The 12,749-nt window shown below is 57.5% G+C and carries 11 protein-coding genes; 6 read left to right on the top strand and 5 right to left on the bottom strand.

What is annotated here, in order from left to right; genetic code table 11:
• Positions 1 to 269 precede the first annotated feature (269 nt).
• From HB676_RS25415 to HB676_RS25400, 4 genes are all read left to right on the top strand, one after another.
• Positions 270 to 815: a WbuC family cupin fold metalloprotein gene (locus tag HB676_RS25415; protein ID WP_213741205.1), complete on the top strand. Its 546-nt coding sequence runs from the start codon at positions 270 to 272 to the stop codon at positions 813 to 815.
• Positions 816 to 961: 146 nt separating this feature from the next.
• Entirely contained in the window at positions 962 to 2,167 is a 1,206-nt protein-coding gene (locus HB676_RS25410) for a class I SAM-dependent methyltransferase (protein WP_213741204.1), read from the top strand.
• A gap of 124 nt (positions 2,168 to 2,291) precedes the next feature.
• Positions 2,292 to 3,128 (top strand): ABC transporter permease, encoded by an 837-nt coding sequence (locus tag HB676_RS25405; RefSeq protein WP_213741203.1) that lies wholly within the window; start codon positions 2,292 to 2,294, stop codon positions 3,126 to 3,128.
• A gap of 84 nt (positions 3,129 to 3,212) precedes the next feature.
• The gene (locus tag HB676_RS25400) at positions 3,213 to 4,226 is read left to right on the top strand and encodes an ABC transporter ATP-binding protein (RefSeq protein WP_213741202.1); all 1,014 of its coding nucleotides are present in this window, start codon (positions 3,213 to 3,215) and stop codon (positions 4,224 to 4,226) included.
• Here the strand turns inward: HB676_RS25400 and HB676_RS25395 are convergent.
• Entirely contained in the window at positions 4,223 to 5,032 is an 810-nt protein-coding gene (locus HB676_RS25395) for a hypothetical protein (protein WP_213741201.1), read from the bottom strand. The genes HB676_RS25400 and HB676_RS25395 overlap by 4 nt on opposite strands.
• A 235-nt stretch (positions 5,033 to 5,267) precedes the next feature.
• Here HB676_RS25395 and HB676_RS25390 point away from each other — a divergent pair, with 235 nt between their 5' ends.
• Both HB676_RS25390 and asnB read left to right on the top strand, forming a co-directional pair.
• On the top strand, positions 5,268 to 6,416 hold the full coding sequence (locus HB676_RS25390; RefSeq protein ID WP_249780463.1) for a glycosyltransferase family 2 protein: 1,149 nt from the start codon (positions 5,268 to 5,270) through the stop codon (positions 6,414 to 6,416).
• A 4-nt stretch (positions 6,417 to 6,420) separates the two neighbouring features.
• Positions 6,421 to 8,319: an asparagine synthase (glutamine-hydrolyzing) gene (asnB, locus tag HB676_RS25385; protein ID WP_213741200.1), complete on the top strand. Its 1,899-nt coding sequence runs from the start codon at positions 6,421 to 6,423 to the stop codon at positions 8,317 to 8,319.
• Here the strand turns inward: asnB and HB676_RS25380 are convergent.
• The 4 genes from HB676_RS25380 to HB676_RS25365 form a co-directional block, all read right to left on the bottom strand.
• On the bottom strand, positions 8,305 to 9,093 hold the full coding sequence (locus HB676_RS25380) for a class I SAM-dependent methyltransferase (protein ID WP_213741199.1): 789 nt from the start codon (positions 9,091 to 9,093) through the stop codon (positions 8,305 to 8,307). The two genes, asnB and HB676_RS25380, sit on opposite strands and share 15 nt — an antisense overlap.
• Before the next feature lie 12 nt (positions 9,094 to 9,105).
• Complete coding sequence (locus HB676_RS25375) at positions 9,106 to 9,861, bottom strand: methyltransferase domain-containing protein (RefSeq protein WP_213741198.1); 756 nt, start codon at positions 9,859 to 9,861, stop codon at positions 9,106 to 9,108.
• Between the two features lie 152 nt (positions 9,862 to 10,013).
• Entirely contained in the window at positions 10,014 to 10,553 is a 540-nt protein-coding gene (locus HB676_RS25370; RefSeq protein WP_213741197.1) for a hypothetical protein, read from the bottom strand.
• A gap of 17 nt (positions 10,554 to 10,570) precedes the next feature.
• Positions 10,571 to 12,736 carry a hypothetical protein gene (locus HB676_RS25365; RefSeq protein WP_213741196.1) on the bottom strand — a complete coding sequence of 722 codons (2,166 nt, stop codon included), beginning with the start codon at positions 12,734 to 12,736 and terminating at the stop codon, positions 10,571 to 10,573.
• Between the last annotated feature and the right edge of the window lie 13 nt (positions 12,737 to 12,749).

The raw sequence follows: 12,749 nt of genomic DNA, 5'->3' as shown, positions 1-12,749 counted from the left end.
GTCAACCTCGTTGGCCAAAGGCGGCGGCAAGCTCGGCCAGGCACTCCCCATAAATCCAAAAAACATTTGATTTTCTAATGCTTTAGATCAGACGAAACAATGCCAAAATGGGTTTCTCGGCACCCGCGTCCGGGTTTGCCTCCCGCGCGGCCGACATGCTAGATGGACCAGCCCCTATCAGGGCATTTAACCGCCTGACGACCACGATATGGAGGTGGCTTTACCCGGGGTGCTCCGCACAATCGATCACCCCTCGGTTCGGCCTTACCATGAACCAGTTTCACACCCGCCTGAAGCATATCTCGCCGGAAATCATCTATTCCGATGGCGGCTTCCTCGCAGCAGACCATTCGATTGTCGATCTGCTCAAGGACAAGGCAGGGAAATCCGCGCGGCGGCGATGCCGGCTGTGCTTCCATGCCGATGAACATGCCGCGCAGCAGGAAATGCTGATTGTCATGCATCGCAGTTCCTATGTCCGGCCGCACCGCCATATCGGCAAGCTCGAGACGATGACGCTGATCGAGGGCGCCTGCGATGCGCTGCTGTTCGATGAGACGGGCGCGGTGACGCAAGTGATCCCAATGACCCCGGCCGCGGAGGGCGGAAATTTCTTCTACCGGATGCCCGACCGGATATTTCACACCTTGATCTTCCGGTCCGAATGGATCGTCTTCCTCGAAACTACCATCGGCCCCTTTAGCCGCGACATGACCGAGACGCCCGAATGGGCGCCGCCGGAGACCGACGCGGCCGCAGGTCATGCGTATCTGTCGGGGCTTGCTTTGCCTGGGCCATCCTCAGCCCATCTGTGACCCGGAACAACGTTCTGCGGACGAGGCCCAAGGGACCTGACAAAGGGGATTGGACAGGGGCATCGGACGCTTTCGCTTGATGGGTCAACGTTGTAGAGAAAACCCGTCGCCACCCCCCTGGGATTGCGGGCGGTCTGGAGAAAAACATGGTTTGTCTGGTTTGCGGGTCGCCTGAAGTCGTGGAGCGGCTGGATGTGGGGTCTCATCCCGTCTCGTCGTTTTTCCTGAAAGAGGCGAACGCGCCGGAGCGCAATTTCCGTCTGGCGCTGGGACAATGCGAGAATTGCGCGACGATCCAGATCATGAAGCCGGTGCCCCATGACGCGCTGGTGCCGCCGTATGACTGGCTGTTTGCCCGCGAGCCGGAAGAGCATCTCGACGGGGTCGTCGATCAGATCGTCGCACTCCCCGGTGTCACCACCGACAGCGTCATCGGTGCGCTGACCTCGAAGGACGACACCACGATCGACCGCTTCACGCGCAAGGGTTTCAAACATAGCTGGCGGGTGACGCTCGACGGGGATCTCGGCGTCAAAAATCCGGCCGCCAATATCGAGACCGTGCAGAAGCTGACGACGCCGGAGCGCATGAGCGCGATCGCGGCGCGGCGCGGTGCTGCGGATGTGCTGATCGTTCGCCACATCATGGAGCACGCCGAAGATTTGCACGCGTTCATTCATGGCATCGCAGCACTCGTGAAGCCGGGCGGCATCATCATGGTCGAGGTGCCGGACTGCACCACGAGCCTGCGCCTGAATGATTATTGCATGGTGTGGGAGGAACATTCGCTGTTCCTGACGCCCGAGACCTTTGCGCCGCTCTTGACCATCGGCGGCTTCGAGCCGATCCGGACCGACATCTATCCGCTGCCGTTCGAAAACTCGCTGGTGCAGCTCGCCCGCAAGACAGGCGGGCCCGGGCCAGTCCGTATCACCGAGGCCGCGCGGGCCCAGACCGGATGGCTGGCGCGCTACGCCGACGCCTATGAACCGGCACGCAAGGAATTGCGCGCCAGGCTCGAGCGCGTCCGTGCCGAGAAAGGCCCGATCGCGCTGTTCGGCGCCGGCCACCTCGCCTGTGCCTTCGCCAACTTCATGGGCGTCACCGACCTGATCGATTTCGTCGCCGATGACACCCCGCAGAAGCAAAACAAGTTCCTGCCCGGCGCCCGCCTGCCCATTCTCCCGTCCGCCGCGCTTGCGGAACGAAAGATCGCGCTGTGTTTGCTGGCGCTATCGATCAACAACGAGAACGCCGTGATCGGCCGCAACGAAGCCTTCACGCGCACGGGTGGAACATTCCGCTCGATCTTCCGTGCGAGCCCGCGGTCGGTATTCGCCGGGGAGATTTAATCGAGACAGAAGGCCGCTGCGGCCTTTCCGCACCATATTGGTTGGGTCAAAGCGTCAATCCGCGAGACCTGGTGACATGACTTTCTGGAAGTTGGCAGCTAAAAGCCCAATCATGGCCGAGGAAATGAATACCAAAGCAAGCACCAAGGAAGTGGTCCTGCCTTCGCCGGGAGGTCCTTTCGCGGTTTCGCTGAACGAACTCGCTGAAGCGATCCATATGGCGCCGGTTTGGCTGCATGCCGGCTGGATCGATGTGATCTGGCGATTCCGCCGAACCCGGATCGGTGCATTCTGGCACACGCTTAGCCTCGCCGCCTTCGTGGTGGTGATGGGTGTGATCTGGGGTTCAATTCTGCACCAGGACCCCTACCAGTATTTTCGCTACGTCACCGCCAGCATGATCGTGTGGGGCCTGATTGCCTCCTTCATCACCGAAGGCGCCGGCATCATGGTTGCCGGACAATCCACCGCGCTTTCGATGCGGTTCCCTTTCATCGCATTCGCCTTCGCGCATGTCTGGCGATCCCTGCTGATGTTTTGCCATCAATTCGTTTTCTACATCGTGGTGATGGTCGGAACCTGGTATTCGCCCGGCTGGGCCGTGTTCTATGCCATTCCGGGGCTGCTTCTCATTATGATGAACGGCGTCTGGATGAGTCTTTTCATCGGCATGATGTGTCTGCGCGTGCGTGACTTGATTCCAGCGACCGCCAGCGCGATGCAGATTGCGATCTTCGTGACGCCGGTATTCTGGCCAAAGGACATGCTCGGGCCCAACCTCGCCTTTGCTGCCGATTTCAATCCGCTTTATCACCTTGTACGGATCATGCGGGATCCGTTGCTCGGGATTGTGCCCCCGCTGGTGAGCTGGCTGTGGGTGCTCGCCACGCTCGTGGTTGGCTCGACGATTACGCTCTGGGTTTACGGCAAGCAGCGCGACCGCATGCCCTACTGGTATTGAAGGAAACCACGCATGACACGGCTGTCGCTTGAAAATGCCTGGGTGGAGTTTCCGGTAAATCTCAGGCGCGGGCTGCGATCGGTGATGTCGCGCACCGGCGGCGCCATCGATACCGAACGCAGCGTGGTCACCGCCTTGCGTGAAATTTCTTTCGAGCTGCGTGAGGGCGATCGCCTGGGCCTGATGGGGCACAACGGGGCCGGCAAATCCACCATGCTGCGGCTGCTGTCCGGCGCCTATCCTCCCACCCGCGGCCGCATCACTTCCGTCGGGCGCATCTCCACTCTGTTCAACACCACGCCCGGCCTCAACCCGGACGGCACCGGACGCGAAAACCTGTATAGTTTCGGGCTTCATATGGGCCTCAGCCGGCGCAAGATCCTGGCGAAGATGGAAGAGATCATCGATTTCGCCGAGCTTGGCGACTACATCGACTTGCCCGTCCGAATCTATTCGTCAGGCATGATGACGCGCCTCGGCTTTTCGATCGCCACCGCGGTAGAACCCGAAATCCTCTTACTCGATGAGGGCCTCGCGACAGGCGACGCGCAGTTCGCCCAAAAAGCCCAGAAGAAATTGAACGATCTTATCGAACGTTCGTCGATCCTCGTGATTGCTTCGCATTCCGAGGCCCTGCTTGCGAGCATGTGCAATCGATGCCTGCTGCTGGAGCACGGCCGTGTCGTTTCGGACGGCCCCGCCCAGACGCTGTTGGAAACCTATCGTGCCTCCGTGATTGAAGCGGCACAGGCGGATGACGCGGCAAGCCTTCATCGCGCGTACGTGCTTGCGACTGAAATGGCACGCCGCGGCGAGAGGCCTCCACTTGAACTGGAGGAACAGGGCCTGCGTTACGCCTTGACCATCGCACCCGATGATGCCGGGATGTGGCAACGATACGTCAGCGTTCTCGCTGCGCAGAAAAAACCCGTTCCACCCCAAATCGAGACACGCATGATCCTGAACGTGTTGGCAAATGACCCATCACGCACGGACCTGACAGATCGCCTGAGAATTATTCTCGCCGGAAATTCCGGGGAGCTTCCAGACGAGCTTCGCGAACGCGCCGCGTCTGCTGTCGAACTGACAGGTGTTTAGCTTTTGTAGGCCGAAAGCAGATCTGAGGGCAGCGCGCCCACGCTGGTGCTGGTCTCGACAGTTCCCATAAAGGGGACATTCTTCACTTTGCGATAAACCAGCGCGATCGATATCGTCGGAATGTTGGTCCTGTCCAGCAGGGATTCCCGCTCCACCTGTCCGATTTTTTCGAGACGCTTGGTCAAGACCGGAAAATAGGTCTGGTATTGGCGCGCCGATGCAAACACGTTTTCCTGCGATGCAGGCCCATCGTACCACATGTCTACGACCTCGTAGTTGTTGTAAGCGGCGAGATCGAAGAAAAACCGGCTCGTGTAGCAGAAGTAACCGTGATCGACATACCCGATGCTGGGCACCAGGTGCATGATCAAGCCATCCTTTTTCGTCGCCGCATGCACGGCAGCAAAAACGTTCATCTGGTTCAGGATATGCTCGCTGGTGCCGTGATTGAGGACGGTATCGTAGGCGCCGACCATCTTCTCGGGCAGGCGCTTCGAATTGAGATCCACAATCGTCGTCTTGTAGCCATCCGCGATGTCGATCGCGTCATAGCCCATGCCGGCGGCCTCAAACAACTCGCCGGCAAAAGCCTGGTTGAGCGCTTGACCGGATGCATCGGGTTGCGAGCCCGCCGCCAACCGCGCCGCCCAGGCGTCGAGGTCGCTGCGTGGTTTGGGATTATGGCGCTTCACGAAAGCCGCGACTTCCTCCGGCGTGGCCGTGTAGAGATTGGAGCTTCCAAAATCGAGGATCTTGCGGCCATGCCCGAGCAAGCCGTAGCCCTCCATGACGTGGATCATCGACATGCTTATTCCCATAATCTTCGCTCCGGTATTGACGATTCCGGGCCACGCCGGCCGCAGGAAAAAGAAGGTAACCTAGCCTTAGCATATCCTTTGACTGTTCTGCCACCGTCCTGGCCGATGCAGTCGAGGCGCCGGATCTGCGCCGGCGCGAGCTGGCGTAGATCACGAGCTTCTCGTTCTACTAGGAACCCGCGGTGGAGAATCGACATGAGCGGCAGGGTGAAGAAGCCGAGCAATGCGGCTATTTTCCTTCAACGGTTCTGGCGGCGTCATCCGCCCTATTACCCAAAATCATCGCTCTCGAACCCCGACCGTCCAAGACCAAATTTGGGGCTACCGCAGGTTGCCCCCCGATTTGTCTTACTATCAAAGCTTCTATATTAGGTATCAGGCAGCAGTTGCTTGGTTTGGCCTTAGAGTATGCACTCCCATGATTTCAATTGTCGTACCCGTTTTCAATGAAGAAGACAGCTTGCCCGAGCTCGAACGGGCATTGTTCGACGCCGCTGCGGGCTTCGGACTTCCCTTCGAGATTATTGCCGTCAACGACGGCAGCAGCGACAGATCTGCCGAGGTATTGAAGGAGATCGCCGCAAGGCATCCGGAATTCAAGGTCGTAAATTTCCGCCGCAACTTCGGTCAAACCGCGGCGATGATGGCCGGCATCAACTACGCTTCCGGCGACGTGATCGTCTCGATCGATAGCGACCTGCAGAACGATCCCGCTGACATTCCCCGACTTCTCAAGAAACTCGACGAAGGCTACGATGTCGTATCAGGCTGGAGGCAGGATCGAAAGGATGCAGCGATCACCCGTAACTTCGTCAGCCGGGTCGCAAATCGCCTGATCTCGTGGATATCCGGTGTCAGTCTGCACGACTATGGATGCACTCTCAAAGCTTACCGGCGCGACGTAATCGAGGGCGTCAAGCTCTATGGTGAAATGCACCGCTTCATCCCGATCTACGCAAAGGCGGAAGGTGCCCGGATTGCCGAGATCGCCGTCAACCACCGCCCGCGAAGGTTTGGCAGTTCAAAATATGGCCTCGAGAGAACGCTGAAGGTCATCCTCGACCTGCTCGTCATCAGCTTTCTCGATCGGTACTTCTCGAAGCCAATCTACGTGTTCGGCGGCTTCGGCGCAGCTTCGATGATTGCCGCTATCGGATGTCTCTTCTGGATGCTTTATCTGAAAATCGTCGAAGGCATTTCGATGATTTTGACTCCGTTGCCCATGCTGTCAGCCATGCTTTTCTTAATTGGGATTATGGGCATCCTGATGGGGCTGCTGGCGGAAATTCTGGTCCGTGTATATTTCGAGTCCCAAAGCCGCCCGGCCTACAATGTCCAGAGCGTCCTCAATATGACTTCGGCCAAAGGCTGACTGGATGTGCGGAATAGTCGGCTTTGTTGGGCCTGGCGACCGGGAGATACTCGCCGCCATGATGCAAAGCATCGCGCATCGGGGACCGGACGCATCGGGCACCCATGTCGATGACCGATTGCACGCCTACCTCGGCCATTTGAGGCTCTCCATCCTCGACCACCAGGGCGGCGCACAGCCGATGTGGAACGAAACCGGTGAAGTCGGCATCGTCTTCAACGGCGAGATCTACAACCACGTTGAACTGAGAAGGCAACTCGAGCAGCGCGGACATATATTCAAGACGGATCATTCGGACACCGAAGTGCTGGTGCACGGATATGAGGAATGGGGCAATGACCTTCCCGGGCGCCTCAACGGAATGTTTGCATTCGTGATACTGGATGCTCGCCGAAATCGAATTTTTGCCGCGCGGGACCGGTTTGGCGAGAAGCCATTTTACTACAGTCACAAGCGCGGGTTCTTTGGCTTTGCCAGCGAACTGCGCGCGATGTCGCATCATCCCTGCGTCGATCAATCGCTGGATTCAAAGGCGCTTCAGAAGTACTTTGCCTACGGCTATTTTCCGGCGCCACACTCGCTGATGCGCGGTGTGCGTAAATTGCCCGCAGGCCACCGGCTCAGCTACGAAATCGATACCGGTGAACTATCGATCGCAGCATATTGGCGTTTCTCGATTGATGCAGACGAGGGGCTGTGCGACAGGCCCGAGACTGAATTGGTCGATGAGCTGGCGCACCTGTTGCAACAGGCAACTATACGCCGAATGATCAGCGACGTTCCGATAGGCGTGTTTCTTAGCGGAGGTCTCGACTCCAGCACTGTGCTCGCAAGCCTGTGTGCCAACGGCGGCGGACGGCAGATCGATACTTTCACGATAGGTTTTCGAGAACCGAGTTTCGATGAATCCGGTTTCGCAAGCGAGGTTGCGGGCCATTTTGGAACGAAACATCATGAAATGATACTCGATCTGGAAGCGGCGAAAGCGCTCATTCCAGAGGTGCTGAGCCGTATAGATGAGCCCCTTGGCGACGCTTCGCTGCTTCCCACTTACATGCTGTGTCGTTTCGCACGCCAAATGGTCACGGTCGCCTTGTCCGGCGACGGTGGCGATGAACTCTTTGCCGGCTACGATCCGTTTGCCGCGCTGGGGCCTGCGGCGATGTACGATCGAATAGTGCCGCCCGCGTTGCATCGAGTCGTCCGCGGTCTCGCGGAACGGCTGCCGCCATCGACGGCGAATATGAGCCTGGATTTCAAGATCAAGCGGTCGTTGCGAGGCCTGTCTTATCCTGCCGCCGTTCGATTGCCGGCGTGGATGTCACCGCTGGAACCGAACGAAATCGCCGAATATTTCGACGAGCCTCTCGATGTTCGCGAGCTCTACTCGGAGGCGGCCGTTCTCTGGGACGAGAGCGAAGGCAAGAGCAACATCGATCGCGCGATGGAATTTTTTACCAGGATATATCTTCAAGACGATATTCTCACCAAGGGCGATCGCGCGTCCATGCTTTCATCGCTGGAAGTCAGGGCGGTTTTCCTGGACAATGATCTCGTCGCCTTTTGCCAGCGCCTCCCAAGCCGGCTCAAATATCGCAACGGCGATCGTAAATACCTGTTGAAACAGGTTGCGAGGCGCTCTTTGCCCTCCGGTATCGTCGACCGTCGCAAAAAAGGCTTTGGTGTTCCCACGGCGAAATGGTTGCGGGATTTTCCGGCAGCTATTCCTCAAACGCCGGTCCCGGGAGCCAATCAGCGCTTCGCGGAACAAGCCTGGCTAAATCATCGAGGCTGCCAAGATGACCACCGCTTGTTTCTATGGAGTTGGCTAAGCCTGCAATACAAAATCAAGCCGACGACAAGCGGCGTAGCTGCCTATGACGACAGACTATCTTGCGCCTGATTCGCCTGATCCAGCCCGTGGCGAGAGTACCGCGAGAAGAGATGTCCCAGGCACCGCCCCCATGAACGGAATACGCTCTTCGAGAGAAAAACTCGCCCCCACCAAAGCGTGCAGTCCGCGCAATATGGCGCCGGAAGGTGGGCGTGTTTCCAGGGTCCGCGTCTGACTGCGCCAAACCATGCTTGCCATGACCGGATACAGCGCGTTGAAAAAGTACTTGAGCGAAACCACGTGAAGGTTGCATGCTTTCGCCAGCGCCCTCACCGCGTTGGCGTCGTATCGAAGAAAATGTCCGTAATAATCGTCGTAGTTTGACCACAACTCCATCCGTGCCGGCAGTGTAACGATAAAATGCTCAACGGATGGGTAGGCGTCCATCAAGCTGGCCAGGAACGCATCCGGGTTTTGAATGTGTTCGAGAACGTCGAGCAATAAAATGGTGCTCGTGCGCTCGCGGATGTTCTGCGGCAAGGATGTTGCATCGGTACCAACCCGCACAAACGGTTCAAGTCCGGGGCGCACCGGCGGTCGCCCGAGCTCAACACCCTCGCAATCAATGCCCGACCGCCGCAAGTGATCGACAACGACCCCCGGACCACACCCCACGTCCAGGACCAGCCCGTTAGACATCTGCTGCGCAGCTATAACCCGCCGCAGGTGACGCTCGATGATACGGTTGCGGGCAATATTCCAAAAATGATGTTCGGAGCCGATAGAATACGGCAGATTGTATTGATCATCGTCGAATGTAGTGGTGGCTGGAGGAGAAGACATTGAGCAGCCGCCTTACCCGCGCTGAAACTTGGTTGCCGCGAAACGTGCCTTTGCACGGGCGATACGATCTTGCACCGGCGCGGGAAGCCATCGAACGATGGCCTTGCGAACCCTGAATAGCGGCGGCGAGACATCTGGAATTTCCTCCGCCTCGGGAATTCTTGTCGCAGAAACCGCAGCTTCCAATCCCGGGATGGCGTCCTCCCGCACATAAAGAACGATGTTGTAGCGATACCAGAATGACACGGCCGCTTCATTGGCGAGCATCGGGCGCAGGAAATCAAACGGCAGGAATCCATGCTGCCTGAACAGCCCACGCCAGAATTCGTAGCTCCGCTCGTTGACATGGTATTCACCACCTTGACCGGGCGGAGCCGCGGAAAACATCACGTATCGCGCGGCGTGATCGGCGAGTGTGGCGACAAGGCTGCTCGATGTGTCCGGGGGCAGATGTTCGGCAACCTCAAGACACTGCACCAGATCGAACCGCCGCCCCAGCTTGAATTGTTCGCTAAGATCGTGAGCCACGAACAAGTCCGGCGGTACTTCGAGCTGGGAGCTGTCGACATAGGCGCCATCAACACCGCGGACGTCAGTGACACCTTGCTTGATCCAGGCCCGCAGCCATGTTCCTCTCGCACAGCCAACGTCCATCACGCTGCGTACTCGTAGCACAGAGCTGAGCCTGGTTGTTACAAAGTGAGCCGCATAGGCTGAAGACTCTGCAGTATATTGCATGAACTTGTCGTCGTAACCCTCGGCCGCCATGGTCAAGCGTCTCCTCGCAGAGCGGTATTGAGATTATATCTCGATAATCTCATGGATCTTTCAAGCACATAAGCATATCGCGACGCCCGCGACGAGGTCCACACAGCCGAATATGCCGGCGTGATTTTCGCGGTATTGCTCTGCGGGCAGCCCTATTTCGGTGCCGGTTGATTTCCGTCATAAACGACCGCCGCGAGCGAGTTCGAGGGTCCGCACCTGGGTCGCGTCGCGTCGATATCCTGGCCGTTGAGGACTACGCGAAAGCCCTCTTGCTGGAGACGTCTGATGAAGAGCTGACATAGCTCGAATTTCGTCGGAAAATTGACCGCAAACAGAACACCATATCGAGCGAATGCAAGTTCGGTTTTCCACGGCGAGGTGGTAACTAAAAAATTTGGCGGAGCGCGCTTGACGGCGATCTGCATGAGCTCGGCAGGAGCGCTGGCGCTGTTTCCTTCCTTGATCAAATTGACAGCCAACTCCTGGAAAAAACGGACGCGGCCTACGGCATCATCAATCATGACTTTTTGAGCCGGTGCCGGTGCAACGAAGGCAATCCGATCGAACAAATTATTCCGGTAGGCGGCAAGAGAAAGCCACCCGGCGAAAAAGATGGCGCCGATAGCTGCGATCGGAATGAGGGCAACGATCGTCGTCCGAAAGCGTGCCCAGCGCCCATCGCTCAAGTTCATCAAGGGCAATCCGTCGCTTACCATTTGGCCCTCAATACCATCTGGTCGAAGGCATCCACGCCCCGATGCAGGAAGTCCTGACCAAAAGACAATGGCGCCGCAGACGAGACCCGGGGCGGTATCGTTGCTGCTTGTTGGCGCCAATACACCAGATCGTCCCGCCGGCACTTGGAATTCCACACCGACAAGCCGAACTCCAACATAACGCTTGTGGATTTGGGTGCCACAAAGCCCACAAAACCGCCATTCGCATTCAGCAATTGGGGGCTATCGATCGAGGTCGTGTGCCAGCATGTTGAAAAATGGATTGGAAGCACGATGAGAGATGGGCCGTCGGTATCGACATCCACCCGTAGTCGTCCATCTACAGCCGTCAAAGTAGCTGAGAGAGCGGGCCGAAGTTGAGACCCGATCGGGGTTGACAGCGCGACATCGCGCCGGACGTCGAACGCCGGATCGGAAAATACCTTGAGTACTTCCTCCCATGTGCCCGCCAAATGCACCTGCGTGGGCGATAGCACCGGCTGGGGAGCGCGGAAACGATAAACAAGGAGGGAGGACACTTCGTTCAACAGCGCTCGTGCCTCGGGAGCAAATTTGACGACGTCGATGGTGCGGACAAGATCGAGCTGGGCGTCACTGACCGGATCAGGCGTCAAGAAAATGCGGCTACCAAGCGATCGATAGATATTGGCGTTAAAAAGCAGGAATGGTGTGCCGTTGATCCTGGGCGTCATGTCTTTGGGAAATGCCAGCCGTGATCCAAGCACGTACGGCCATGGAGGCGTGAGTTGACCATATTCGTTCGCGGTCGGCACGCCCTGGAGCCATTGATCCGTCGCATAGCCTGGCGTGCAACACCCAAATGCTATGCTACCGGCCCAAAGCCTGGTCTTGCGGAAATCGTCAAGCCCGCTTTCGGCGCGCAAGATGCCGGAGATATTCTTCTCGTCAGCTAAATCTTCCTTGTAAATACCAGCTCGCTCCGGGACGATTCGAACGGCGTAGTAGGCGACAAAGGCTGGCGGGGTTACAAGAAATACCAGCGCAGCCATGATGACCGCGGCACGCGCAGCGGGCTTTCGCGTTGCTTGCATCGTCAAGCCAAGGGCGCGTCCCAGCACCGCAAAGGCTGCTGCGCACATCAGATGCAAGGTTCCCGTTTCAATATAAATCGGTGCCGGAAATGCCCAGCGTTCGCCCGCCGCGATATAGATGGCGCTTCCGACAACGAGAATGGCCAAATATGCCAGGACCGTACCGCAGAACAGAAACAGGATCCGCCGGCGCATGAACAGCCCGACCAGACAAGCCGCGAAGATCAGGAGGTAGATCGACAGACCAAGCCGGCTTGCAAACAAGGATGAGGTGAGGGAAAAATCGACGTCGCCCCGACCAATTTCCGAAGCGAAAATACTGCGCGCATTGGCCTGCATTACGACGAATACGTACTGCAGAGGTCCCAGTATCCACAAGATTACGAAAGCGCCGAGTAACAAGCATCCGTGGATCAATGCCATTCGCCAGGGGTGCGACATAACCGCGGTCAGCAGGAATGGCGCGAAAAAAATCAAATTCAGCGCGAACCACAAAGTATCCGATATCGCCGCCCATGCCAGCAACACCGTTACAATGACGTATTTCGCAAACAGCGCTACAGCACCAAAGCGTTTGGTCAGGAGCACTCCGACCACAAGAGTGAACTGGGCGATCGAGAAGAATACACCGGGATTGATGAGGAATTGAACGGTAGTCGAAAATTCGTACTGAAACGGGTAGATCTGCAACAGGAGCGCGGTAAGCACACTGATGGGTATCAGCATCGGCGGAACGCCGACCAGGCGCGATACCCATGCCGACGAAGCCATATGGAAAAACAGGGCGATCGCGGAGGCTACAAATCTCGCATTGGTCTCCGAAAAAATCGCGAATGGCAAATAGCTCAAGCCGAATGCGACATTCATCGGCAGGGCCTGATTGAACCCGCCCTGGACGTAGTTAATGTTCGTCGTCGAAAAGATATCGCCCAAGGCAATCGTCTGCGCGATCATCGCCCTGTAAAGGCGACCGTCCGTGCCTGTAAAGAGGCCTTGTGGAAGTAAAGTCCATATCCAGAGGATCAAAATAAAAACGATTGCGAGCGAAGAAAAGGCCCCGTACCGCGCGTTCGTTTCGTCTACCATAGCGACACGTTTG

It is taken from the genome of Bradyrhizobium sp. dw_411, assembly GCF_018449695.1.
Taxonomy (GTDB): Bacteria; Pseudomonadota; Alphaproteobacteria; order Rhizobiales; family Xanthobacteraceae; genus Bradyrhizobium.
The sequence above is the reverse complement of the archived record's forward strand: the minus strand, read 5'-3'. Positions and strand labels throughout refer to the sequence as shown.

Excerpts from the sequence above, each read along its gene's own strand:
- HB676_RS25415 (WP_213741205.1), top strand. The coding sequence starts at position 270 with ATGAACCAGTTTCACACCCGCCTGAAGCATATCTCGCCGGAAATCATC.
- HB676_RS25390 (WP_249780463.1), top strand. The coding sequence starts at position 5,268 with ATGCGGCTATTTTCCTTCAACGGTTCTGGCGGCGTCATCCGCCCTATT.
- HB676_RS25370 (WP_213741197.1), bottom strand. The coding sequence starts at position 10,553 with ATGAACTTGAGCGATGGGCGCTGGGCACGCTTTCGGACGACGATCGTT.
- HB676_RS25380 (WP_213741199.1), bottom strand. The coding sequence starts at position 9,093 with ATGTCTTCTCCTCCAGCCACCACTACATTCGACGATGATCAATACAAT.
- HB676_RS25365 (WP_213741196.1), bottom strand. The coding sequence starts at position 12,736 with ATGGTAGACGAAACGAACGCGCGGTACGGGGCCTTTTCTTCGCTCGCA.
- asnB (WP_213741200.1), top strand. The coding sequence starts at position 6,421 with ATGTGCGGAATAGTCGGCTTTGTTGGGCCTGGCGACCGGGAGATACTC.
- HB676_RS25400 (WP_213741202.1), top strand. The coding sequence starts at position 3,213 with ATGTCGCGCACCGGCGGCGCCATCGATACCGAACGCAGCGTGGTCACC.
- HB676_RS25410 (WP_213741204.1), top strand. The coding sequence starts at position 962 with ATGGTTTGTCTGGTTTGCGGGTCGCCTGAAGTCGTGGAGCGGCTGGAT.
- HB676_RS25395 (WP_213741201.1), bottom strand. The coding sequence starts at position 5,032 with ATGTCGATGATCCACGTCATGGAGGGCTACGGCTTGCTCGGGCATGGC.
- HB676_RS25405 (WP_213741203.1), top strand. The coding sequence starts at position 2,292 with ATGAATACCAAAGCAAGCACCAAGGAAGTGGTCCTGCCTTCGCCGGGA.
- HB676_RS25375 (WP_213741198.1), bottom strand. The coding sequence starts at position 9,861 with ATGGCGGCCGAGGGTTACGACGACAAGTTCATGCAATATACTGCAGAG.